Below are 20,388 nucleotides of genomic sequence, written 5' to 3' on the forward strand. Positions count from 1 at the left end.
CTTGTTTACCGTACGGCTCGCGTGGCAGGCCGGCAACCCGATCACTAGGCTCGGGGCATGGAACAGCGCAGCTTCAACCGGCTCGGCCGGACCGTCGGAGTGGTCGGCCTGGGCGCCTGGCAGCTCGGCGCCGACTGGGGCACGGTCAGCGAGGCCGACGCCATGGCGGTGCTCACCGCCGCGGTGGACGCCGGAGTCACCTTTCTGGACACCGCCGACGTGTACGGCGACGGCCGCAGCGAGCAACTGATCGGCCGCTTCCTGCGCTCCCGGCCGGACGCCGGCCTGACCGTCGCCACCAAGATGGGCCGGCGCGTCGAGCAGCGCCCGGAGGCGTACACCCTGGCCCACTTCCGAGAGTGGACCGACCGGTCCCGGGCCAACCTCGGGATGGACACCCTGGACCTGGTCCAGCTGCACTGCCCGCCGAGCGCCGTCTTCGCCGACGACGCGGTGTTCGACGCCCTGGACACCCTCGTCGCCGAGAAGGCCATCGCGGGGTACGGGGTCAGCGTGGAGACCTGCGACCAGGCGCTCACCGCCATCGCCCGGCCCGGTGTGTCAAGTGTCCAGATCATCCTCAACGCCGTCCGGCACAAGCCGCTGGAGCAGGTGCTGCCGGCGGCCGCGCAGGCCGGCGTCGGCATCATCGCCCGGGTGCCCCTGGCCAGCGGCCTGCTCTCCGGCCGCTACGACGAGCACACCGAGTTCCCCGCCGACGACCACCGCAACTACAACCGGCACGGCGAGGCGTTCGACGTGGGCGAGACGTTCTCCGGCGTCGACTACACGCAGGGCCTCGCGGCCGTCCGCCGCCTCGCCCCCCTTGTCGACTCCGACCGTACGATGGCGCAGTTCGCGCTGCGGTGGGTGCTGGACCAGGCCGGTGTCACAGTCGTCATCCCCGGCGCCCGCGACGCCGAGCAGGCCCGGCGCAACGCCGCCGCGGCCGACCTGCCGCCGCTCACGGCCGCGCAACAGACGGGTGTACGCGAGGTCTACGACGAGCTGATCCGCCCGCAGGTGCACGACCGGTGGTGAGCCGCCCACCCCGGGTGCTCGCGTCGCGCCGCCACAACGGCGATGCTGGCACCCGGGGGCGGTGTGCCGCCGGATCCGGGAAGGAGGGCACGCGGTGAGAGGTTGGCTGACGCTCACCCTCGGCTTGCTGGCCGTGGTGATCGGTGCGGTGTGGACGGTGCAGGGGCTCGGCTACGTCAGCGGCAGCGCGATGACCGACGAGCGGGTCTGGGCGGTGATCGGCCCGATCGTGGCCCTGGTCGGCGTGGTCGTGCTCTGGCTCGGCCTGCGCTCGCGCCGCCGACTCTGACGGGCGACAGTGGGAAGCCCCGCATCCCGGAAGGGATACGGGGCTTTACTACAACGACCCCTGGCCGGGTCGTCCTCTGACCGACGAGGGTCAGCCACTCTGATCAGAGCGGACGGACCTGCTCGGCCTGCGGGCCCTTCTGACCCTGAGCGATCTCGAACTCCACCCGCTGGTTCTCCTCCAGCGAGCGGTAGCCGCTCGTCTGGATGGCCGAGAAGTGGACGAACACGTCAGCACCCCCGCCGTCGACGGTGATGAAGCCGAAGCCCTTGTCAGCGTTGAACCACTTCACGGTTCCCTGCGCCATGTGTATCTCCTTCTAAAACTGGTGGCCGTGCACGCCGTACGGCCGATTGGCCGTTTCGAGCAGCGGCGCCTGAGGCGGCCCCCACGAAGGGAACTTCTCTCAACCCACGCCATCTCGCAGCAGCGTGGAACAGCAAATCACGGACCCGAAAAGTCTGTCACGACCTCTCCCACGAATTTCTCCGACATGTGACCTGACGGATGTCTGAGATCGTCGGGCGGCGTGCCGAGCCGTGCGAAAGGCCCCCTTCCCGTCGATGCGGGAAGGGGGCCTGAGTCGATGCGTCGGTCAGTCCGGCCAGTGGCCGGTCATCCGGCGGACACCCACCGCTCCGCCCCGGTCGACGGCGGCGCGGACCACCGCGAAGATGGCCCCCTGCAACGCCGCGGCGGCCAGGATCTCGCCCCAGCCGCGGTCCTCGTCGGTGGCGTTGGGCGCCTCGCCGTCGCCCGCCGTGACCTTCCAGACCTGCCGGAAGATCGCGCCGGCCACGGTGCCCGCGGCGATACCCAACAACACGCCGACCGGCCGGTACGCCACCTTGCCGATGCTCCTGCTCACCTACGCCTCCCCCGCACGATCATCAGCACGACCACGGTGGCCACCGCGCCGGCGGCGATCGCCGCCCACGGCACCGGGTTGCGTCGAACCAGCTCGCTCTTCTCGCGGACCAGGCCGCCCTTGTCGTACGCCTGCGCGCGTGCCATTCCGGCGCCGCGCGCGGCCTGCCCGCGGACCCGGGCCACGGTCTGCGCCGCCTGCTCGCGCATCCGCTCCCGCGCCTGCTCGGCGGACTCCTTCAGGCGGGCCTTGACGTCCGCCTTGGCGGCCAGCGCCTCCATCGTCTCGCCCAGCTCGACCCGGGTGCGGCGGATCTCCTCCCGGAGCGCCTCGGTGTCGCCCGTCCCGTTGCCCGTCATGCCCGACCCCTGTCCTTCACCGCGGCGGCGACGGTGTCCACGTCAGCCCGGAGGCTGCGGACCGCTGCCGCCGGCATCGGCGGGACGGCACGGCTGACCTGCTTCTTGCCCACCAGCGCGAGAATGCCGGCCACCAGGAAGAGCGCCACCGCGACGATCAACGCGGCGGCCCAGGCGGGCAGCACCAGGTCGAGCAGCAGGATCGCCGTGACGACAAGCGCGCCAAGGCCGTAGAACGCCAGCGCGCCGCCGCCGCCGAACAGGCCGATCCCGATGCCGGCGTGCTTGCCCTTCTGGGTCAACTCCGCCCGGGCCAGCGTCAGTTCGTCTCGTATCAGACGGGAGACCTGTTCGGTGGCCCGCTGCACCAGCTCGGCGGTGGAGGGCTCGCTCCCATTGCGGGATGTGCGGGCATTTGCCACGTCAGCCATGCTGTCCTCCTTTCCTCATCACCGCGCTGTATGCCCGGAGTTGCCGCCCGTCAATCCTAGAGCGCCACTGGTCGGTGACCGTTCCTGTTGTCCGATCGCCGCGCCGCGCACCCGGCGGCCGAACCCCGCACTCGCCGAAGAGACGCCCGGCAGCAGATCCCCCACCCAAGGCCGCCCAAACCTCTCACCCACCCCGCCGATCACGAGCCCGCGCCCGACAGGGCACAGAGATCGCCCCCGAACACGGATCGAGTGGCCTCCCCGGCGGGCGGAGGCCACTCGATCCTGGAACGCGGGCGGGATCACGCTCGGGTGACCGCGGTGGTGGCTCAGGCGCGGGAGGGGGCGGTCTCCTCGGGGCCGACGAAGGCTTCGCTGCGCGCGTCGCCGTCGTCGCTGCCACCGAAGACGCGCGCGTCGTCAGGGGCCTCGGTGGCGGCCGGACGGCGGGTCGGCCGCCGGGGCTGCACCCACTGCCAGGGCAGGTTGCTGTTGGCGTCGCCCAGCTCGGTCCGAATCCGGGGCATCGCGGTGGGCCGGTTGTCCCGGATCCAGGCCACCAGGTGCTCGCGGACGAGGCAGCGCAGGTCCCACAGGCTGCCCGCGTCGGCGGCGCTGACCAGCGCGCGCACCCGTACCGTCCCGCCGGTGGCGTCGGTGATCTGCAGGACGCAGACCCGGCCGTCCCACAGCTCGGTGCCCTCGACGAGCCGGCGCAGCTCCTCCCGCATGGTCTGCACAGGTACGGCCCAGTCGACGTCGAACTCGGCGGTGCCGAGCACGGCCGCCTCGGTCCGGGTCCAGTTCTGGAAGGGCGTGCTGGTGAAGTACGAGGTGGGCAGGATCAGCCGGCGGTCGTCCCAGATCTGGACCACCACGTAGCTGAGGGTCAGCTCCTCGATCCGACCCCACTCCCCCTCGACGACCACCACGTCGTCGAGGCGGACGGCGTCACTGAAGGCGAGTTGCAGCCCGGCGAAGACGTTGCCGAGCAGGCTCTGGGCGGCCAGCGCGGCGACCACACCGACCACACCGGCGGAGGTCAGCACGCCGGCGCCGATACCGCGCACGCTCGGGAACGTCATCAGCATCACGCCGACGGTCAGGATGATGATCACCGCGACGGTCAGCCGCCGCAGCATCACCACCTGGGTACGCACCCGCCGGGCGTGCCGGTTGTTGGGCACGTCGACGCGGAACCGGGCGAGCGCGGTGTCCTCCACGACGATCAGCAGCGCCGCCACCAGCCAGGCCACGCTGGCGATCACGCAGAGCACCAGCAGGTGCAGCAGTAGCCGCCGCCAGCTCACACCGACGGCGTACCCGGTGCTGAAGCGGACGGCGAACTGCACCGCGAGGACCGTGGCGGCGACCTGGAACGGGCGGTGCGCGTGGTCGGTCAGCTCGGTCAGCAGCAGCGACCGGCGGCCGAACCGTCGGGTGAGCCGGTGGACGATTTCGACAAGGAAAAGGGCGACCGCCGCCGCGGCGAGCGCGGCGACGGCCGTTTCCAGATAGCTCTGCACGGGTGGGTCGCTTCCCTTCGACCGGGGGTCGGTACTTCGGGCAAAAGCCCAATAGTGCCCGACGTTCCCCGATATCGACCAGCGTTAGACCTTGCGGTACCGGGACTGGAGGAAGCAGTAGACGCCGAAGCACGCGATGCCCAGGGCGACAAGGGTCAGCAGGAACGTGCCGTACGACTGCTCGCGCAGGGTGTGCAGCGCGGCGTCCAGACCACGGGCCTTCTTCGGGTCGTAGTTCACCGCCGCGACGATCACCAGCAGGCCGGCGATGCCGTACGCGACGCCCTTGGCGACGTACCCGGCGATACCGAGTCGGCGGGCGAGCGTGCGGGTCTTCGGGCTCATCTCACCGGTCTTGAGGTGCTTCTCGAACGACTTCTTCAGCCCGTAGATCACCAGGCCGACACCGATCGCGGCGACCACCAGCCCGGCCAGACCGACGAGCCAGCGGCCCCCGGTGGAGGTCATCAGCTTGCCGGTCAGCGCCTCCTGGTTGTCGGCGCTGTTGGAGCCGGCGTCGGAGAAGACCTTGAACGCGGTCCACGCGAAGTAGAGGTAGACGATGGTCCGACCGGCCGAGGCCAGCCGCTCGGTGACGCGCTCCTTGCCGCGCTCGGCGCGGTGCCCGGCCGCCGCCTCCAGCCCCTGCCAGATCGCCATGGCGAGCAGACCGACAGCGACGGCGATGACCAGGAACTTACCGAGAGGCTGCGCGGCGAGCGTCCGCAGCGCGCCGGACTGGTCTCCGTCGTCGGACGACGTGCCGAACGCGATCTGCAGGGCCAGCCAGGCGAAGAGCAGGTGGACGATGCCGTAGCCGATGAAGCCGGCCCGGGCGAGGAGTTCCAGCCACCGGCTGTCCGCCGCTCGGGAGGCGGTGGCTTCGGCGCTACGGGTGAGTGACATGCCGTCACAATCTCCGATTTCGGAGATCCCCAAACGTCGGCCACCGCCGCCCGCCAGGTCAGTTGCCCGGGTTGCGGGAAACGCGGATCTTGACCTGCTGGTCGGTGACGCTGTCCAGCGTGACCGCGAAACCGCCGGCCTCGGTGGCCTGCTGGCCGGTGGTGAGGGTGAGCTGCTCGCCGGCGACCTCGACGGTCACCTGGTCGCCCTCGGCGCCCACCAGCTTGGCCTCGACGCCCAGGATGGTGGCGCTCGCGTCGACACCCCGCTCGAAGGTGACAGTGCAGGCGTCCAGCCCGCAGTCGGTGGAGGCGCCCTGGGAGCTGCAACCGGCGAGCACGGCGAGGCCGAGCGCCAGACCGGCGAACAGCCCGGCGGCGCGGCGAACGGGGGGCAGGGGGATGGTGGCGGGTCGGTTCGTCACCTTTCCAAGGGTACGAGACGTCCGCGACGCCCAGGCGAGAGCGAGCGCCGAAGGCACCCCGGCTAGGGTCCCGGCATGGCCTTCGACATCGCCCGTACCCGGGCCGCCTACCCCGCCCTGACCGAGGGCTTCGTCCACTTCGACGGCGCCGGAGGGACCCAGACCGCGGCCGGTGTGATCGACGCGGTCACCGACGTGCTGCGCGCGGCCGTCGGCAACCGTAGCGCCGCGTTCACGCCGGGCCGCCGCTCGCTGGAGGTGGTGGCGGCGGCCCGCCAGGCGGTCGCCGACCTGCTCGGCGCCGAGCCGGACGGCGTGGTGCTCGGCCCGAGCGCCACCGCGCTGACGTACACCCTGGCCCGTACGCTCGGCGCGGACTGGCGGCCGGGCGACGAGGTGGTGGTGTCCCGGCTCGACCACGACGCCAACGTGCGCCCGTGGGTGCAGGCCGCCGAGGCGGCCGGCGCGACGGTGCGCTGGGCCGAGTTCGACAGGCACACCGGTGAGCTGCCAACCGGCCAGTACGCCGACCTGGTCGGTGAGCGGACCCGGCTGGTCGCGGTGACCGCCGGCAGCAACGCCATCGGCACCGTGCCGGACGTGCCGGCGATCGCCAAGGCCGCGCACGCGGTCGGCGCGCTGGTCTGCGTCGACGGGGTGCACTCGGTGCCGCACGGCCCGACCGACCTGGCCTCGCTCGGCGCCGACGTGCTGGTCACCAGCGCGTACAAGTGGTCCGGGCCGCACCTGGCCGCGATGGTGGCCGACCCGGCCCGATGGGCGGAGCTGCGGCCGACGAAGCTGCTGCCGTCCTCCGACGCGGTCCCGGACCGCTTCGAGTACGGCACCCCCAGCTTCGCGCTGCTGGCCGGCGTGACCGCCGCGGTGGACCACCTCGCCGGGCTGGACCCGGACGCGGTAGGTGACCGTCGGGCGCGGCTGCGGGCCGGCCTGGCCGCCGCGCAGGCGCACGAGGAGGCGCTGCTGGATCGGCTGCTCGCCGGGCTCGCCGCGCGGCCGGCCGTCACCATCTACGGCTCGCCGGCCCGGCGCTGCCCGACGGTCTCCTTCCGGGTCGCCGGGACGTCGCCGGCGGCAACCCAGCAGGCGCTGGGCGACGCCGGGTTCTGCCTGTCGTCAGGCGACTACTACGCCTACGAGTACTTCCAGACGATGGGGTTGCGCGACAGCGGCGGTGCGGTGCGGGCCAGCATCTACCACTACAACACGGCGGACGAGGTGGACCGGTTGCTGGCCGAACTCGACGCGGTGGCCGACCGGACGGGGACAATGGTCCGGTGAGCACCCTCGTCGAGGACAACCCCGCCAAGAACCGCTTCGAGATCCTGGTCGACGACGCGCTGGCCGGCTTCACCGCGTACGTGCCCCGGGGGGAGGTGCTGGTCTTCACCCACACCGAGGTGGACCGCGGCTTCCAGGGCAAGGGGGTCGGCAGCGTGTTGATCCGGGGCACCCTGGATCAGGTGCGCGCTCGCGGCGGCCGGGTGGTGCCGCAGTGCCCGTTCGTGGCCGCGTTCATCGACAAGCACCCCGAGTACGCCGACCTGGTCGCCGAGCAGCCGTAGGACCTGCCCGGCCAGGGTCAGCCGGCCCGGCCGGTGAGCACCTCGGCGGCGGCCTGCCCACTCGCCCGGGTGGCGCCGTGCGTGGCCAGGTGCACCGACCCGGTGACCAACTCGGGCACGCCCAGCTCGACCACGACGGCGTCGGGCCGAGCGCTGAGCGCCGAGCGGACCGCCGCCCGCATCCACTCGTGCCGGTGCAGGTCACGGACCACCAGGACGAGAGGGCGGTCCCCGGCCCCGGCACCCGGATCGGCGGGTACGTCCGGCTCGCCGTGGCGGACCGTCGTGGTGCCGGGCAGCAGCTCGCCCAACGGCTCGCCGAGACCCCACGGGGTCTCCGCGCCGATGGCGATGTTGCGCGGCGGCTCGAACTCGACCACGTACGCGGCGCGGGTCAGCGGCAGCGTGCGGGGTGCGGCCGGGCCGGTGGTGACCCGTACGGCACGGCGGGCGGCGACCAGCCCGACGTCGGCGGGCCCGAGCGCGGCGCCCGACCGGCCGGCGCGGGCGGCCACCGTCCAGGCGGCGAGCTGGCCGACCCGCTTGGCTGCCTCGGCGAGGCGTTCCTCGGGCAGCTCACCGGCGATGACGGCCGCCACGATGGCGTCGCGCAGCTCCCGGGCCGCCCCCTCGTCGGCCCGTTCACCACCGACACAGATCGCGTCGGCCCCGGCGGCGAGCGCCCGCACCGCGGCGCCGGCGAAGCCGTACCGGTCGGCGACCGCGCGCATCTCCACCGCGTCGGTCACCACCACGCCGGAGAAACCCATCTCGTCGCGGAGCAGCCCGCCCAGGATGCGTTGACTCAGCGTGGCCGGCAGCCGCTCGTCGAGCGCGGGCACCAGGAGGTGGCCGGTCATCACCGCCTGCACGCCGGCCGCCACGGCGGAGCGGAACGGCGCCAGCTCGCAGGCGTCCAGGCGGGCCCGGTCGGCGGTGATCCGGGGCAGGTCGTGGTGGGAGTCGACGCGGGTGTCACCGTGCCCGGGGAAGTGCTTGGCACAGGCGGCCACGCCGCCGCGTTGCAACCCGCGGATCCAGGCGGCGGTGTGCCGCGCGACGAGCGCCGGGTCGGCCCCGAACGACCGGACGCCGATCACCGGGTTGGCCGGGTTGGAGTTGACGTCGGCGTCCGGCGCGTAGTCGAGGGTCACCCCGGCCGTCGCCAGCTCGACGCCGAGGTCGTGGGCGACCGCCTCGGTCAGCGCCGGGTCGTCGACCGCGCCGAGGGCGAAGTTGCCCGGCCGGGAGCTGCCGCGGGCGGACTCGATGCGGGTGACGTCGCCGGCCTCCTCGTCGATCGCCACGATGACGTCCGGCCGCTCCGCGCGCAGCGTCGCGGTCAACGCCGCCACCTGGGTGCTGTCTACGACGTTGCGGGCGAAGAGCACCACCGAGCCGAGCCCCTCGCCGAGCCAGCGGCACACCCAGGGCGGCGGCGTGGTGCCGACGAACCCGGGCTGCAGGACGGCGGCGGCCAGCGCCGGGAGGTGCCCGGCGGGCGCGGTCACGCCGTCCCCTCGCAGCGGTAGGCGTCGGTCGCGGACGTCGGCGCGTACCCGCCGACCCGCTGGTTGCGCTCGCTCATGCGGCCCCCGTACCCCATCTCTCGCACGCCCTCGGCGCACCGCCACCGGCGGGCGGTGCTGCCATGGTCACACCGAGCGATTCAATAGTCAATAAACCTTACAGTTGCCCGGTGGCACCGTTCCCGAGGAGAGTGCGGGGATGGATCCCGCCCTGCTGGCCGATGCCACGAGCCCGGCCGACATCCCCGGCGTACGCCTGCTCGGCCTGGTGGTAGGCGCCCTGCTGCTGCTCGCCGCGATCCGGGCGATGTTCGGTAGGCGCTGAGCGCCTCCGGCCGGGCGAGCCGGGTGTGACCGACCGCGACCGGGGTACGGCTTCCTCATCAGCACGTCCGCGCGCCGAAGGGGAAGCGATGAAGATTGGTTACTTTCTGTCCAGTGAGGAGTTCACGCCGGCCGAGTTGGTGGAGCAGGCGCGCGGTGCCGAACGCGCCGGCTTCGAGGCTCTGTGGATCTCCGACCACTACCACCCCTGGGTGGACGCGCAGGGGCAGAGCCCGTTCGTCTGGTCGATGATCGGCGCGCTCAGCCAGGTCTGCTCGTTGCCGGTGACCACGGCGGTGACCTGCCCGACCGTGCGGATCCACCCGGCTGTGATCGCGCAGGCGGCGGCGACCAGCGCGGTGCTGCACGGCGGGCGGTTCGTGCTCGGCGTCGGCACCGGCGAGGCGCTCAACGAGCACATCTTCGGCGACGCCTGGCCGCAGGCCGACGTCCGGCTGGAGATGCTGGAGGAGGCCGTCGAGGTGCTGCGCGAGCTGTGGGGCGGCGGGTTCGTCAACCACCGCGGCAAGCACTACACCGTGGAGAACGCCCGGATCTACACGCTGCCCGACAGCCCGCCGTCGATCTACGTCTCCGGCTTCGGGCCGAAGGCCGTCGACCTGGCCGCCCGCATCGGCGACGGCTACGTGAGCACCATGCCCGACGGCGACCTGGTGCGGCGCTTCCGGGAGAACGGCGGCGGCGACAAGCCGTGCCAGGCCGGCTTCAAGGCGGCGTACGCGGCGAGCGAGGAGGAGGGCGCGCGGATCGCGTACGAGCGCTGGCCCAACGCCGGGGTGCCGGGCGAGCTGTCCCAGGTGCTGCCCTCGCCGCGCCACTTCGAGCAGGCCGCCGAGCTGGTCACGCCGGAGATGGTGCGGGACGCGTTCGTCTGCGGCAACAGCGCCGACGCGCATCTGGAGATGATCGACAAGTACGCCAAGGCCGGCTTCGACGAGGTGTACGTGGCCAACACCGGCCCGCACTACCAGGGCCTGTTCGACCTCTACCAGCGCGAGGTTCTCCCCCGCCTGCGCTGAGTCCCGGATCAGCCCGAGCCCATGATCGCCGGATGCGTTTCGGCGCTCGTGGGCTCGGGTACCTCCGGCCCTCGATGAAACTGTCCACGCACTCGATGACGTTGCGCCGTGCGGCGCGGAGCCTCTTCGGCTGGAAAGCGCTGCGGCCCAACCAGCTCGCCGCCATGCGCGCGGTGATGAAGCGACGTGACGCCCTGGTGGTGCTGCCCACCGGCGCCGGCAAGTCGGCGATCTACCAGATCCCGGCCAGCCTGATCCCCGGCCCGACCGTGGTGATCTCCCCACTGCTCGCTCTCCAGCAGGACCAGATCGCGGCGCTCAACGAGCGACAGCGTCCGGAGCTGCGGGCGGTGCGAATCAGCTCGAACGAGTCGGCCGTGCAGCAGGCCGAGGCGATCGCCGAGATTCAGTCGGGCCGGGCGGAGTTCCTGTTCATCACGCCGGAGCAGTTGAGCAACCCCGACCGGATGGCCGAGGTGGCCGCGCTGAAGCCGGCGCTGGTGGCAATCGACGAGGCGCACTGCATCTCCGCCTGGGGGCACGACTTCCGGCCCGACTACCTGGCGCTGGGTCACCTCATCGAGGGCATCGGCCGGCCGCCGGTGGTCGCGCTGACCGCCACCGCCTCCCCGCCGGTCCGCGACGACATCATCGCCCGCCTGCGGCTGCGCGACCCCGAGGTGGTCGTCTCCGGGCTGGACCGGCCCAACCTGTTCCTGGAGGTGGCGCACTGCCCCACCGAGGACTACCGGTGGCGGCGGCTGATCGCGTTGCTGCGCGACGAAGGACGGCCGGGGATCATCTACGTGCCGACCCGCCGATCCGCCGAGGAGCTGGCCGCCCGGTTGACCGACGCGGGCTTCCCGGCGCAGTTCTACCACGGTGGGATGGCGGCCGGCGCGCGCAACGAACTGCACGAGGCGTTCCTCGCCGACCGGGTGCCGATCATGGTGGCCACCTCGGCGTTCGGCATGGGCATCGACAAGCCGAACATCGCCTGGGTGGTGCACATGGCGCTGCCCGACTCGCCGGACAGCTACTTCCAGGAGATCGGCCGGGCCGGCCGCGACGGCCAGCCGGCCCGGGTGCTGCTGCTCTGGCAGGCCGAGGACGTGGGCCTGCAACGGTTCTTCAGCGGCGGCCTGCCGGACGCCGACGAGCTGCGGGACCTGGCCGCGCTGCTGCGTCGCAAGCCGGCCACCAAGACCGAGCTGCGCGAGACCACCGGCCTCGGCCCGCGCAAGCTGGGCCAGTACCTCTCGCTGCTGGAGCAGGTCGGCGCCGCCGAGCCGCGCGCCCGACAGCGCATCGGGGCGCCCCGCTACTCGCCCACGCCTACCGACGCTGCGGCGGCGGCGCTGGCCGAGGCGGAACGCCAGCAGACGGTGACCCGCTCCCGCACCGACATGATGCGAGCCTTCGCCGAGACCACCGCCTGTCGCGGGCAGACCCTGCTGGCCTACTTCGGCGAGCAGATGACCGAGGTCTGCGCGCACTGCGACAACTGCCACCGGGGCACCAGCGTGGCCGACCAGGGCGCGGTCGGGCCGTTTCCGGTGCACAGCCAGGTGCGCCACGCGGAGTGGGGCAACGGCCTGGTGCTCTCGTACGAGGACGACAAGATGACGGTCCTCTTCGATGAGGTCGGGTACAAGACGTTGTCGGTGCGCGTGGTGTCCGAGCAGGGTCTGCTGACCCTGGACTAGCCTGACCCGGGCACCGGTGCGGGGCCCGTGGATTGACCACACTGAGCAGGGCGGAAGGGGCATTGCCGTGATCGAGCAGCCGGCGTACACCGGTTTCGGTTTCTCCGACGGGGAGTGGGGGCTGCTGGTCGGCCTGCCGCAGTCGGTGCTGACCGCGGCGAGCGCCGCCGAGTCCGACGGCACCCGCCGGACCATGGCGGAGAACGCGGCCGGGCTGGAGACCATCGCCGCGGGCCGGGAGTCGGCCAGCCCGCTGGTCGCCGCCGTGGCCGGCGAGATCGTCAGCCGGGTCGGCGACCCGGACAGCGGCGAGGAGCTGCCGGTCATCGCGCCCGCCGACCCGGGCGCGATGATCGACGACGTGCTGGTGCGCGCCGGCGAGGCGAACGCGTTGCTGGCCGCCCGCGTCGACGAGGGCGAGGCCGGCGCGTACAAGCACTGGCTGGTCAAGATCGCCGAGCAGGTGGTCGGCGCCGCGTCCAGCGGCGGGCTGCTGGGCATCGGCGGCGAGTCGGTGAGCGACTCCGAGCGGCGGTTCCGCGACCGGCTCGCGCACGTGCTCAACGACTGACCGACGACGCTTCCGACAGCGGCGTACCGCTGGGTTCGGTCGGCTCGGCGGCCAGCGCCGCCGGGTCGGCCGGCCGGACGCCGCGCAGCGTCACCAGCGCGGTCACCGCGCCCAGAGCCATCGCCACCATGGCGGCGATCGCGGCGAGGTGCAGCCCGTCGGTGAAGGCGAACCGGGCGGCGTGCAGCACCGCGTCACCCACCTCCGCCGGCAGTCCCCGGCTCACGGCCAGGGCGCCGCCCAGCGTCTCCCCGGCCGCGTCGCGGGCCTGCTCCGGCAGCCCGGCCGGCAGCTGGTCGAGGATCTCGCGGCGGTAGATCGCGGCGCCCACGCTGCCCAGAATGGCCATCCCCAGCGCACCGCCCAGCTCGCTGCTCGCCTCGGTAAGCGCGGAGGCGACACCTGCCTGCTCCGGCGGCGCCGCACCGAGGACCAGCTCGGTCACGAGCGACATCACCATCACCAGGCCGCCCGCGTACACGCTGGCGCCGAGCAGCAGCAGCCAGAGCGGCGTCTCGGGCGTGACCCGGGTCAGTACCGCGAAGCCGAGCACGGCGATCGCGAAGCCGGCGCCGATCAGGTACGCCCGCTCGACGCGCTGGGCGAGCGCGGCGGCGGCCGGGGCGACGCCGCCCACGGCGAGGGACGGTACGAGGCTCCACAGTGCCGCCCGAAGCGGGCTCAGGCCGAGCACCAGTTGCAGGTGCTGGGTGGTGAAGATGGCGAACCCGACGAGGGCGAACATCGCCAGCAGGTTGACCGCGAGCGAGCCGGCGAAGCCGTGGCGGCGAAACAGCGCCAGGTCGACCATCGGGTACGCCCGGGTCCGCTGCCGGTGCAGGAAGAGCGCCCCGACGAGCAGACCGGCGACGACTGCCAGCACTCGCACCGCGCTGACACCGTCGCGGGCCATCTCCTTGATGCCGTAGATCACCGGCAGCAGCGCGCCGAGCGACAGGGCCGCGCTGACCAGGTCGAACCGCCCACGCACCGGGTTACGGAACTCGGGCACCAGGACCGGGGCGAGCAGGAGCAGCAACAGCATCGCCGGAATGTTGATCAGGAAGATCGAGCCCCACCAGAAGTGCTCCAGGAGGACGCCGCTGAGCACCGGGCCGATGGCGATGCCGCCGGTGAGCGTGGCGGTCCAGATGCCGATCGCGGTGCCCCGTTGCTTGGCGTCGTGGAACATGTTGCGCACCAGGGCGAGCGTGGACGGCATCAGGGTGGCCCCGCCGACGCCGAGCACGGCGCGGGCGGCGATGAGCGTCGCGGCGCTGTCGGCGTAGGCGGCCATCAGGGACGCGGCGCCGAAGGCGGTGGCGCCCAGCAGCAGGAGCCGACGCCGCCCGATCCGGTCACCGAGGGCGCCCATGGTGATGAGCAGCCCGGCGAGCACGAAGCCGTAGATGTCGAAGATCCAGAGCTGCTGGGTGGCGCTGGGCCGCAGCTCCTCGCTGATGAACGGGACGGCGAAGTAGAGCACCGACACGTCCATCGAGACCAGGAGCAGCGGCAGCATCAGCACCGCGAACCCGATCCACTCCCGCCGGCCCGCGCGGGGTGCCTGTGTGGTGGGGGAAGTCATGATCACGTTCTCCTCTGCGTATGACGTACGCTGTTATGCGTAGACCATACGCAGAACTAGGATGGCGAAGCAAGGAGGAAAAGTGGCGGCGAAGACAGACGACAGCGGGCCCGTGCTCCCGCCGGCGATCGAGAGCGCGTGGGGGCTGCGGGAACGACCACCCAAGGGCCCCCGGCCGGGCATGAGCGTGCCCGCCATCGTGGACGCGGCAGTCCGCGTGGCCGACGCCGACGGGCTGACGGCCGTCTCGATGAGCCGGGTGGCCAAGGAGTTGGGCGCCGCCACCATGGCCCTCTACCGGTACGTCGGCTCGAAGGACGAGCTGCTCATGCTCATGGTGGACGCCGGGTACGGCCCCTCCCCGGGGCCGCCTCCACCGCAGGACGACTGGCGCACCGGCCTCACCCGCTGGGCCTGGGCCGAGCACGAGGTTCTGCGGCAACGGTCCTGGCTGCTGCACGTGCCGATCACCGGCCCTCCGATCACGCCACAGCAGCTCGGCTGGATGGAGGACGGGCTGCGCTGCCTCGACGACACCGCGCTCGCCGAGGGCGAGAAGATGTCGGTGCTCCTGCTGATCACTGGGTACGTCCGCAACGAGGCCACTCTCACGTCGCAGATCGCCGAGGGCAGCCGGGCGGCAGGCGTCGAGCCCGGCGAGATGATGCCGGCGTACGGTCGGCTGGTGGCCCGACTCATCGACCCGGCCCGCTTCCCCGCGCTGCACCGCGTGCTGAGCGCCGGCGTGCTCAACCAGGACGACGACCCCGACGATGAGTTCACCTTCGGCCTGGACCGGATCCTCGACGGCGTCGAGGCGCTTATGAAACGCCGGTCGGACTGAGCGAGGAGCCCCGATGCTGCCGAGAGACACCATCGACACCACAGTCCTGCCGCCGGGCGAACGGTTCGGCATGTGGCTGGACCTGATCGCGCGTACCTCGGTGCCGGTGCGGATCCACTCCGGGCACAGCGACGACTTCGCCGCCCGCGCCGACTTCATCGGGCTCGGCCCGATCGAGCTGGTGCAGTACGAGTACCCGTCGCTGGACGTCACCCGGACCCGGAAGCTGGTCCGTCAGTCCGACCGGGAGTTGTACATCCTCGCTCTCACCACCGGCGGCATCGGCGCGTCCAGCCAGGACGGTCGTCGCAGCGAGATCCTGACCGGCGAGTTCACCTTCTACGACGCGTCCCGGCCGCACGACGTGCGCCACCACGCGACCGAGCCGGAGCGGGACCAGGCCACCTCGATCATCACGATGATCCCGCACGCCGCGCTGCCGCTGCCACCGCAGCGGGTGGCCGCCCTCTACGGAGGCCGGATGTCCGGCAGCGAGGGCATCGGGGCGCTGCTGGCGCAGTTCCTGCTCCGGGTGACCGGGCACCCCGAGCAGTACCACGCCGCCGACGCCGGCCGGCTCGGCGCGGTCGGGCTCGACCTGGCCACCACCATGCTCGGCCGGCAACTCGCCGCCGAGGACGCCGTGCCGACCGAGGTCCGCCGCCGAGCGCTGCTCACCCAGGTGCAGGCGTACGTCCACCGTCACCTGGGCGACGCGACGCTCGGCCCACAGGTCGTCGCGGACGCCCACCACATCTCGCTGCGGACACTGCACCGCCTCTTCGAGGCCGAGAACTCCACTGTGGCGTCGTACATCCGGGACCTTCGCCTCGCCCGGTGCCGACGCGACCTGACCGACCCGACGCTGCGGACCCAGCCCGTGCGGGTCATCGCGGCGCGGTGGGGGTTCGGCGACAAGGCCCACTTCAGCCGGGCGTTCCGGGCGGCTTACGGGATGAGCCCGCAGGCGTGCCGCGACGGCGACGTGCTTGCGGCGCGGGCCGTCAACCACCTGGCGTCCAGAGTCAACTCGTCCGGGTCAGACTGACAATCGACGTGGCCGAGGCGGCGCCCCCGCACCGGGGCTCGACGGAGGTCACGAACGGGGGCCGTGGCGAGGCGCCCGCCGTGGATCGCGGCGGGCGGCCGCCCGGTGCCACCCCGGGCCGAGACCCCGGTCCCGCCGCTTCCCCCCCAGGATCGTCGGCGGGGCCGGTCACGCCTTCTCCAGCAACTCCAAGACGACCCGTTCGATCTCCTCGCGCGGCGCGTCCCGGTCGACGGGCGCCACCACTCCGTCGTGGTAGAGGTCGACGACCCGCGGGTCCACGTAGGACGTCCGCGCCACAGTCGCGGTGTTGCCCAGCAGATCGGCCACCGCCCGCATCACCGCCGCCACCGACCTGCGCCGGGCGGTGACCGAGCGGGCCGGATCGGCCGCGGCCAACTCGGCGGCGGCGAGCACCGTGGCATGCCAGGTACGGAAATCCTTGGCGGTCATCTCACCACCACAGGCGTCGCGGAGGTAGCCGTTGACCTCGTCGCTGCGGACGTCACGCCACTCCCGGCCGTCCCAGTAGCCGAACAGCCGGTCCGCCCACCGGCGACGGCGGCGCAGGTTGACAAGCACCTCGCACAGCTCCGGGTCCTCGATCCGGCGCACCTGCTCGATACCACCCTTGGCGGGGAACTCGAAGACCACGCAGTCGCCGCGTCGGCGGGCGTGCTCCGGGCGCAGGGTGGACACCCCGAACGTCGGGTCGTCGCCGGCCGCGTACTGGTCGCTGCCCACCCGGAACATCCCCATGTCGAGCAGGCGAGCCACGGTGGCCAGCACCCGGTCCCGACCCAGCCCGCGCCCGCCCAGGTCCCGCGCCACCCGTTCCCGCAGCGCCGGCAGCCGCTGGGCCACCTCCAGCATGCGGTCGAACTTCGCCGCGTCCTGCTTCTCCCGCCACACCGGGTGATAGACGTACTGCTTGCGGCCGGCCGCGTCGATGCCTGTCGCCTGGATGTGCCCGTTCGCGTGCGGCGCGATCCACACGTCCTGCCAGGCCGGGGGGATCACCAGCTCCCGCAGCCGCGTCAGGGTCGCGGGATCCCGCACGACCGCACCGCTCGGATCGACGAAGGTCCAGCCCTTACCGCGTCGGCGTCGCCCGTAACCGGGCCGACCCGGGTCGCTACGCCGCAACCGCACCGGAGACCCGCACCGCCCTCTCCACCTCGTCCACGGCGGCGAGCACCTCGTCGAGGCGTAGCGCCGTCAATGTCGGGTGGCTTCCTACCCCGTCCCACCTGCGCCAATCCCCCACGCCGGCCCAGAGTGCCCGGTGTCGGGGCCGGTCCGGCGGCGGCCCCCACGCGCTCGGAGGCACCGGCCCGAACAGCACCACCGACGCGGTCCCGTACGCGGTGGCCAGGTGGGCCACGCCGGTGTCGCCGCTGACCACCAGCCGGGCGTCGGCGACGAGCGCCGCCAGCGCGCCGAGGTCGGTCCGGCCGGCCAGCACAGCGGCCGGGTCCAGGCCGGCCGCGTCGGCGACCCGGGTGGCCAGCGCGCGCTCGTCGGCCGAGCCGGTGACCAGCACCCGGTGCCCCCGGTCGGTGAGCGCCCGGGCAAGTGCGGCGAACCGTTGCGCGGGCCACCGCTTGGCGGGGACCTTGCTGCCCGGATGCAGCACCGTGGTGCCGGCCGGCCGGCCCGTCGGGTCGGGCCGGCGCAGCCCGAGGTCGCCACGGTCGGTCGGGATGTCGTACCAGGACAGCAGCCGGCACCAGCGGTCCACCTCGTGCTCGTCGTCGACCCACCGCGGGCCGTCGCCGAACCCGGCGTCGGCGTTCGCGAAGGCGACCAGCCGCCCCGGGCGGGCGGCGACCAGCAGCCGGTGCGACTGCGGGCCGCGCCCGTGCAGGTTCACCGCGACCTGCGGGGCGGGGCCGGGCCAGGACGGCCCGTCCAACCCGGCGGTGTCCACCAGCCTGTCGACGCACCCCACCAGGTCGACAAGCGGGGCCAGGGCGGCGGGGGCGGCGAGCGCCAGCTCCCGAGAGGGGTACGCGGCCCGCAGCGCCCGCAGCGCGGGCACCGCGGTGACCAGGTCGCCGACGCCGAGGGCGCGCAGCACGAGGATCACGGGTACGACGTCTCCTGCTCGGCGCAGACCACTAGCTCGCGCACCGCGCAGCCGGGCGGCTGGTTGAGCGCGAACATGACCGCCGCGGCCGTGTCGACGGGGTCGTTGAGGATGGCGTCCGGCCCCGGCCGGTACTGCGGGTCGCGCTCGTCGAAGAACGCGGTACGCATCCCACCGGGAATGAGCAGGGTGACCCCTACCTGGCCGGCCAGCTCGGCGGCCAGGGCGCGGGTGAACCCGACCACGCCGAACTTCGCCGCGCAGTACGCCGTGGCGTCGCTTACCGCCTTGACCCCGAGGGTCGAGGCGACCGTGACGATGCGGCCCCGAGAGGTCAGCAGGAACGGCAGCGCGGCCCGGATCACCGCGGCGGTGGCCAGCAGGTCGACGGCCACGATGCGATCCCAGGTCTCCCCCGGCACGTCGGCGAGCCGACCCGGCACGTCCGTGCCCGCGGCCGTGACCACCGCGTCCAGCCCACCGGCCTGCTCGGCGAGGTGCTGGGTGGCCACCTCGGCGGCACGGGTGTCGGCGAGGTCGCACTCGGTCCAGGACACCCCGTCGACGGGCGGCTGGCGGTCCAGCACGAGCGGACGGCCACCGGAGGCGGCCACCGCCGCCACCACCGCCGCGCCGAGCCCGCTGGAGCCGCCGCTGACCAGGACGGTGGGCCCGGCACCGGACCTCGTGGCGGTCATCGGGTGCGCTCCCGCGTCGTCGACACCGGCGCGACGAGCCCGACCGGCTGCTGCGGTCGCCCGCCCGCGCCGGTGCCACGGCCGCCCGCGGACCGGGCGATCAGATCGCTGGTGGAACGGCCGTCCAGGTACGGCACCACCACCGTGTTCCCGCCCCAGCGGCGCAGGACCTCCGCCTCGGGAAGCCCGACAGCGTCCGGGCCGCCTGTCGCGTAGTCGCCGCCCTTGACCCACACGTCCGGGCGCAGCCAGGACAGCACCGCCTCCGGCGTCGGTTCGTCGAAGACGAGGACGGCGTCGACGCAGCTCAGCGCGGCCAGCAGCCGGGCACGATCCCCCTCGGCCATCACCGGCCGGTCCGGCCCTTTCAACCCGGTCACGCTGCTGTCGGAGTTCACGCAGACGATCAGGCAGTCGCCGAGCTGCCGGGCTGCCTGCAGGGTGGCCAGGTGCCCGGCGTGCAGCAGGTCGAAGCAGCCTCCGGTCGCCACCACCGTGCCGCCGGCGCCCCGCACCTCGGCCAGCAGCGTGGCGACCGCCGCGACGCCCACCCGCTCACCACCCGGGCCGGCGACTCCGTACGCGCTCGCCGGTCGAAGGTTCGTTCCCGCCCGCCGGACGGGTGGAAACGACTGCTCCGGTGGTGGCAGTGCCGTGGCCACTCCCCCACCCGCCACGTACGCGGACGCCTCGGCGACCGCCACCTGCACGGCCTCGGAGACCAGCGCGCCCTGGGCCAGCGCGAGACTGGCGGCGGCGGCGAACCGGTCACCCGCCCCGCAGGTGTCACCCTCGGCGCTTCCCGGGGTGGGCACCACAAGCGGCGTCGACCCGGCGTGGCAGAGAAGCGCGCCGTCACCGCCCAACGTCACCGCGACCGCGCCCGCCCGCCACCGCCGACGCAGGCCCTGCGCTCCCCGGGACGCGGTGGCCAGCCGGGACGCGCCGGGCAGCGCGGGGACCAGCTCGCGTACCTCCGACTCGTTCGGCGTAGCCAGGTGGACACCGGGCACCGCCGCCGGACCGCGCGGGTGCGGGTCCCACACGACGGGCGCGCGGGTGGCGGCCAGCGCGGCGCGCAGCGCGGGCTGCCGGGCCACTCCCCGGCCGTAGTCGCTGACCAGCACCGCCGACGCCGCGGCGAGCACCCGCAGCACCTCGTCGGAGGGCTGGCCCGGCTCACCGGAGGCGCCGCCCCGGTCGTGGCGCAGCAGCACCCGGCCCCGGGCCCGCAGCCGGATCTTCTCCGGCGTCGCGCCGGACAGGCTCAGCGGGTACACCTGCACGCCGGCGGCGGCGAGCAGCGCACTGAGCCGGGCGCCCCCGGCGTCGTCGGCGAGGGCGGTGACCAGCACCACGTCGGCGCCCTGCGCGGCCGCGAAGACCGCCGCGAGGCCGGCGCCGCCGGGCCGGTCGACGGCGGAGGTCTCGTCGAGCACCGGCACCGGGGAGTCCGGGCAGAGGCGGCTCACCACCCCTTCCACGTCCCGGTCGAGCAGGGTGTCCCCGACCACCACCACG

General features: G+C 73.3%; 23 protein-coding genes. 10 read left to right on the top strand and 13 right to left on the bottom strand.

Translation table 11 applies throughout. The features are described 5' to 3' along the window. Nucleotides 1-57: 57 nt before the first annotated feature. Complete coding sequence (locus tag ACGFIE_RS19885) at nt 58-1,041, top strand: aldo/keto reductase (RefSeq protein WP_393296550.1); 984 nt, start codon at nt 58-60, stop codon at nt 1,039-1,041. A gap of 94 nt (nt 1,042-1,135) precedes the next feature. Continuing rightward, nucleotides 1,136-1,330 carry a hypothetical protein gene (locus tag ACGFIE_RS19890; protein WP_393296552.1) on the top strand — a complete coding sequence of 65 codons (195 nt, stop codon included), beginning with the start codon at nt 1,136-1,138 and terminating at the stop codon, nt 1,328-1,330. A gap of 103 nt (nt 1,331-1,433) precedes the next feature. Here ACGFIE_RS19890 and ACGFIE_RS19895 read toward each other — a convergent pair whose 3' ends face one another. The 7 genes from ACGFIE_RS19895 to ACGFIE_RS19925 form a co-directional block, all read right to left on the bottom strand. Beyond that, the gene (locus ACGFIE_RS19895; protein WP_007458127.1) at nt 1,434-1,637 is read right to left on the bottom strand and encodes a cold-shock protein; all 204 of its coding nucleotides are present in this window, start codon (nt 1,635-1,637) and stop codon (nt 1,434-1,436) included. Nucleotides 1,638-1,925: 288 nt separating this feature from the next. Next, nucleotides 1,926-2,198 (bottom strand): DUF4235 domain-containing protein, encoded by a 273-nt coding sequence (locus ACGFIE_RS19900; RefSeq protein ID WP_007458126.1) that lies wholly within the window; start codon nt 2,196-2,198, stop codon nt 1,926-1,928. Continuing rightward, a complete protein-coding gene (locus tag ACGFIE_RS19905; protein ID WP_007458125.1) occupies nt 2,195-2,557 on the bottom strand; it encodes a DUF3618 domain-containing protein in 363 nt (120 codons plus the stop codon). Before ACGFIE_RS19905 ends, ACGFIE_RS19900 begins: the two co-directional genes overlap by 4 nt. Continuing rightward, the gene (locus ACGFIE_RS19910) at nt 2,554-2,988 is read right to left on the bottom strand and encodes a phage holin family protein (protein WP_363687438.1); all 435 of its coding nucleotides are present in this window, start codon (nt 2,986-2,988) and stop codon (nt 2,554-2,556) included. The genes ACGFIE_RS19905 and ACGFIE_RS19910 overlap by 4 nt, the downstream gene beginning before the upstream one ends. 329 nt (nt 2,989-3,317) lie before the next feature. Further along, nucleotides 3,318-4,514 carry a mechanosensitive ion channel family protein gene (locus ACGFIE_RS19915; protein WP_393296555.1) on the bottom strand — a complete coding sequence of 399 codons (1,197 nt, stop codon included), beginning with the start codon at nt 4,512-4,514 and terminating at the stop codon, nt 3,318-3,320. Between the two features lie 84 nt (nt 4,515-4,598). Further along, a complete protein-coding gene (locus tag ACGFIE_RS19920) occupies nt 4,599-5,420 on the bottom strand; it encodes a DUF1206 domain-containing protein (protein WP_393296557.1) in 822 nt (273 codons plus the stop codon). A gap of 58 nt (nt 5,421-5,478) precedes the next feature. Next, nucleotides 5,479-5,844, bottom strand: coding sequence for a hypothetical protein (locus ACGFIE_RS19925; RefSeq protein WP_354860975.1), 366 nt, complete (start codon nt 5,842-5,844; stop codon nt 5,479-5,481). A 75-nt stretch (nt 5,845-5,919) separates the two neighbouring features. Here ACGFIE_RS19925 and ACGFIE_RS19930 point away from each other — a divergent pair, with 75 nt between their 5' ends. Both ACGFIE_RS19930 and ACGFIE_RS19935 read left to right on the top strand, forming a co-directional pair. Continuing rightward, nucleotides 5,920-7,146 (top strand): cysteine desulfurase-like protein, encoded by a 1,227-nt coding sequence (locus tag ACGFIE_RS19930; RefSeq protein ID WP_393296559.1) that lies wholly within the window; start codon nt 5,920-5,922, stop codon nt 7,144-7,146. Further along, nucleotides 7,143-7,430 carry a GNAT family N-acetyltransferase gene (locus ACGFIE_RS19935; protein WP_363687444.1) on the top strand — a complete coding sequence of 96 codons (288 nt, stop codon included), beginning with the start codon at nt 7,143-7,145 and terminating at the stop codon, nt 7,428-7,430. The genes ACGFIE_RS19930 and ACGFIE_RS19935 overlap by 4 nt, the downstream gene beginning before the upstream one ends. Before the next feature lie 17 nt (nt 7,431-7,447). Here ACGFIE_RS19935 and ACGFIE_RS19940 read toward each other — a convergent pair whose 3' ends face one another. Next, entirely contained in the window at nt 7,448-8,941 is a 1,494-nt protein-coding gene (locus tag ACGFIE_RS19940; protein ID WP_393296561.1) for a glycoside hydrolase family 3 protein, read from the bottom strand. Nucleotides 8,942-9,158: 217 nt separating this feature from the next. Between ACGFIE_RS19940 and ACGFIE_RS19945 the strand changes: the two genes are divergently transcribed. From ACGFIE_RS19945 to ACGFIE_RS19960, 4 genes are all read left to right on the top strand, one after another. Further along, nucleotides 9,159-9,284, top strand: a complete 126-nt coding sequence (locus tag ACGFIE_RS19945) for a hypothetical protein (protein ID WP_255421242.1) — start codon at nt 9,159-9,161, stop codon at nt 9,282-9,284. 88 nt (nt 9,285-9,372) lie between these two features. Beyond that, nucleotides 9,373-10,323, top strand: a complete 951-nt coding sequence (locus ACGFIE_RS19950) for a TIGR03557 family F420-dependent LLM class oxidoreductase (protein ID WP_393296563.1) — start codon at nt 9,373-9,375, stop codon at nt 10,321-10,323. Between the two features lie 74 nt (nt 10,324-10,397). Next, nucleotides 10,398-12,029 carry a RecQ family ATP-dependent DNA helicase gene (locus ACGFIE_RS19955; protein ID WP_393296980.1) on the top strand — a complete coding sequence of 544 codons (1,632 nt, stop codon included), beginning with the start codon at nt 10,398-10,400 and terminating at the stop codon, nt 12,027-12,029. 67 nt (nt 12,030-12,096) lie between these two features. Continuing rightward, a complete protein-coding gene (locus tag ACGFIE_RS19960; protein ID WP_393296565.1) occupies nt 12,097-12,600 on the top strand; it encodes a hypothetical protein in 504 nt (167 codons plus the stop codon). Here ACGFIE_RS19960 and ACGFIE_RS19965 read toward each other — a convergent pair. Further along, the gene (locus tag ACGFIE_RS19965; protein ID WP_393296567.1) at nt 12,590-14,188 is read right to left on the bottom strand and encodes an MFS transporter; all 1,599 of its coding nucleotides are present in this window, start codon (nt 14,186-14,188) and stop codon (nt 12,590-12,592) included. The two genes, ACGFIE_RS19960 and ACGFIE_RS19965, sit on opposite strands and share 11 nt — an antisense overlap. A gap of 82 nt (nt 14,189-14,270) precedes the next feature. Between ACGFIE_RS19965 and ACGFIE_RS19970 the strand changes: the two genes are divergently transcribed. Further along, the gene (locus ACGFIE_RS19970) at nt 14,271-15,032 is read left to right on the top strand and encodes a TetR/AcrR family transcriptional regulator (RefSeq protein ID WP_393296569.1); all 762 of its coding nucleotides are present in this window, start codon (nt 14,271-14,273) and stop codon (nt 15,030-15,032) included. 13 nt (nt 15,033-15,045) lie between these two features. After that, nucleotides 15,046-16,080 (top strand): helix-turn-helix domain-containing protein, encoded by a 1,035-nt coding sequence (locus ACGFIE_RS19975; protein WP_393296571.1) that lies wholly within the window; start codon nt 15,046-15,048, stop codon nt 16,078-16,080. A gap of 168 nt (nt 16,081-16,248) precedes the next feature. Here ACGFIE_RS19975 and ACGFIE_RS19980 read toward each other — a convergent pair whose 3' ends face one another. From ACGFIE_RS19980 to ACGFIE_RS19995, 4 genes are read right to left on the bottom strand one after another with little or no spacing between them, the layout of a single operon-like run. After that, nucleotides 16,249-17,232 carry a DNA topoisomerase IB gene (locus ACGFIE_RS19980; protein WP_393296573.1) on the bottom strand — a complete coding sequence of 328 codons (984 nt, stop codon included), beginning with the start codon at nt 17,230-17,232 and terminating at the stop codon, nt 16,249-16,251. After that, nucleotides 17,216-18,169, bottom strand: coding sequence for a glycosyltransferase family 9 protein (locus ACGFIE_RS19985; protein ID WP_393296575.1), 954 nt, complete (start codon nt 18,167-18,169; stop codon nt 17,216-17,218). The genes ACGFIE_RS19980 and ACGFIE_RS19985 overlap by 17 nt, the downstream gene beginning before the upstream one ends. Next, nucleotides 18,166-18,867, bottom strand: coding sequence for an SDR family oxidoreductase (locus ACGFIE_RS19990; protein WP_007458093.1), 702 nt, complete (start codon nt 18,865-18,867; stop codon nt 18,166-18,168). Before ACGFIE_RS19990 ends, ACGFIE_RS19985 begins: the two co-directional genes overlap by 4 nt. Continuing rightward, nucleotides 18,864-20,384, bottom strand: a complete 1,521-nt coding sequence (locus ACGFIE_RS19995) for a PfkB family carbohydrate kinase (RefSeq protein WP_393296982.1) — start codon at nt 20,382-20,384, stop codon at nt 18,864-18,866. Before ACGFIE_RS19995 ends, ACGFIE_RS19990 begins: the two co-directional genes overlap by 4 nt. Between the last annotated feature and the right edge of the window lie 4 nt (nt 20,385-20,388).

It is taken from the genome of Micromonospora sp. NPDC049275 (assembly GCF_043197115.1).
GTDB lineage: Bacteria > Actinomycetota > Actinomycetes > Mycobacteriales > Micromonosporaceae > Micromonospora.

What these genes read in the sequence shown, in the direction of transcription:
- ACGFIE_RS19885 (WP_393296550.1), top strand. Translation starts at nt 58, where the DNA reads ATGGAACAGCGCAGCTTCAACCGGCTCGGCCGGACCGTCGGAGTGGTC.
- ACGFIE_RS19895 (WP_007458127.1), bottom strand. Translation starts at nt 1,637, where the DNA reads ATGGCGCAGGGAACCGTGAAGTGGTTCAACGCTGACAAGGGCTTCGGC.
- ACGFIE_RS19905 (WP_007458125.1), bottom strand. Translation starts at nt 2,557, where the DNA reads ATGACGGGCAACGGGACGGGCGACACCGAGGCGCTCCGGGAGGAGATC.
- ACGFIE_RS19910 (WP_363687438.1), bottom strand. Translation starts at nt 2,988, where the DNA reads ATGGCTGACGTGGCAAATGCCCGCACATCCCGCAATGGGAGCGAGCCC.
- ACGFIE_RS19920 (WP_393296557.1), bottom strand. Translation starts at nt 5,420, where the DNA reads ATGTCACTCACCCGTAGCGCCGAAGCCACCGCCTCCCGAGCGGCGGAC.
- ACGFIE_RS19930 (WP_393296559.1), top strand. Translation starts at nt 5,920, where the DNA reads ATGGCCTTCGACATCGCCCGTACCCGGGCCGCCTACCCCGCCCTGACC.
- ACGFIE_RS19945 (WP_255421242.1), top strand. Translation starts at nt 9,159, where the DNA reads ATGGATCCCGCCCTGCTGGCCGATGCCACGAGCCCGGCCGACATCCCC.
- ACGFIE_RS19950 (WP_393296563.1), top strand. Translation starts at nt 9,373, where the DNA reads ATGAAGATTGGTTACTTTCTGTCCAGTGAGGAGTTCACGCCGGCCGAG.
- ACGFIE_RS19955 (WP_393296980.1), top strand. Translation starts at nt 10,398, where the DNA reads ATGAAACTGTCCACGCACTCGATGACGTTGCGCCGTGCGGCGCGGAGC.
- ACGFIE_RS19965 (WP_393296567.1), bottom strand. Translation starts at nt 14,188, where the DNA reads ATGACTTCCCCCACCACACAGGCACCCCGCGCGGGCCGGCGGGAGTGG.
- ACGFIE_RS19975 (WP_393296571.1), top strand. Translation starts at nt 15,046, where the DNA reads ATGCTGCCGAGAGACACCATCGACACCACAGTCCTGCCGCCGGGCGAA.
- ACGFIE_RS19990 (WP_007458093.1), bottom strand. Translation starts at nt 18,867, where the DNA reads ATGACCGCCACGAGGTCCGGTGCCGGGCCCACCGTCCTGGTCAGCGGC.